The organism is Streptomyces sp. NPDC096132 (genome assembly GCF_044763345.1).
In the GTDB taxonomy this organism is placed as follows: domain Bacteria; phylum Actinomycetota; class Actinomycetes; order Streptomycetales; family Streptomycetaceae; genus Streptomyces.
Map to the genome: position 1 here is coordinate 1 of NZ_JBIWGA010000097.1, position 1506 is coordinate 1506.

Annotated in this window: 2 protein-coding genes; both read right to left on the reverse strand. The window is 67.7% G+C overall.

The window, feature by feature from the left end:
- Window positions 1-34: 34 nt before the first annotated feature.
- On the reverse strand, window positions 35-484 hold the full coding sequence (locus tag ACIRF9_RS52660) for an SMI1/KNR4 family protein (RefSeq protein ID WP_403837815.1): 450 nt from the start codon (window positions 482-484) through the stop codon (window positions 35-37).
- Window positions 485-620: 136 nt separating this feature from the next.
- Window positions 621-1423, reverse strand: a protein-coding gene (locus tag ACIRF9_RS52665) for an IS5 family transposase (RefSeq protein WP_403837817.1) whose coding sequence is annotated in 2 segments (ribosomal slippage) — window positions 621-1106 and window positions 1109-1423 — 801 coding nt in all. Because the reading frame shifts where the segments join, the coding sequence is not laid out codon by codon here.
- Window positions 1424-1506: the final 83 nt, after the last annotated feature.

A 1506-nucleotide genomic window follows, 5' to 3' on the forward strand; every position in this document is an offset into this window, starting at 1 on the left:
ACAGCGCCTAACAGAATGGGCCCTGCGGGCTGACCTACAGAGATCCCGGTTTGCCGTCGGCGACGAACCGCATCAGGGATTGCTCCAGCAGTTCCAGGAATTGCCGCAGGTCGTGGGCTACCTTGTCGAGTTCCGGTTCGTCCAGTGATGCCGTCCGCGTCCGATGAACCGACCCATCAGGGCCCGCGACGTAGGACAGGCCGCCGCCGTTCGAGCCGATGGCCACCATTTGGACCGCGTCGGCACCGACGGCGCCGTGCTCCTGGAGCCGCAGAAGGACGTCGCCCGCCGAGTCGAGGAAGTAGCCGTTGCCGACGTCCGCCCAGGTGACGTCGCCGATGCTGTCGTAGAAAGTGACCAGGTCAGCCGGGATGAGGCCCGCTTGGGCAAGCGTGCGAGCCGCGGTCTGATCGTCGCGGTCGGCCGGCCGGACCTCGTTGGTACCAGGGGGAAAGCCGTGTCGACGCTCGAACTCGCCTGCCAGGGCCGCGAGGACCCCGGAGACTCTCTCTGTCCACGAGGCCAGCCAGGCAGGTGAAAGCGAACGGTCACTCATGAGGCCGGATCATGGCATGAGCCACGGACATCCATGAGGCGACCAGCGGTCTTGCGCCCTCGTGTCAGCGTAATGCTCTGAGTTGTCGGTGGGTGATGAGGCAGCAGGCGAGCTTCAGGAACGCTTCGTGGATGTCGGCTCGCCGTTCCCACCGGATCCGCAGACGTCGGAAGCCGTGCAGCCAGGCAAAACTCCTCTCCACGACCCAGCGGTAGGTGCCCAGTCCGGTGCCGTGCCGGGTGCCGCGGCGTGCGATCGCGGGCACGATGCCACGGGCGCGGACCTGGTCGCGGTAGATGTCGTGGTCGTAGCCGCGGTCGGCGAACAGCGAGTCCGGCTTGCGGCGGGGACGGCCGACCCGGCCGCGGACCGGTGGGATCGCGTCGAGCAAGGGCAGCAGTTGAGTGACGTCGTTGCGGTTGCCGCCCGTCAGTAGCACCGCCAGCGGGGTGCCGTGCCCGTCAGTGATCAAGTGATGTTTGGAGCCGGCTCGGCCCCGGTCGACCGGCGACGGGCCCGTCTGACTCCCCCTTTTAACGCCCTGACGTGGGAGGAGTCGACCACGCAGCGCGACCAGTCCAGCCGCGAGGCCGCGTTCAGTTCGGCCAGCAGCACCTCGTGCAGCCGCTGCCAGACGCCGGCCTCGTTCCAGTCCCGCAAGCGACGCCAGCACGTCATGCCCGAGCCGAAGCCGAGGTCCTGCGGCAGGTACTCCCACTGGATCCCGGTGTGCAGCACGTACAAGATCCCGCACAGCACCTGCCGGTCCGGCAGCGGCTTGCGGCCCGGGTGCCGAAAGCGTCGCTCGCGCTGCGGCAACAGCGGCTCCAAGCGGTTCCACAGCTCATCCGACACGACCCACGGCAACGTCCCCACACCGAACCGAACGCTCAACTACCGTCCTGGACACGGCCACCAGGACCGAGCCACCTCATTGTGTTAGCCGCTAT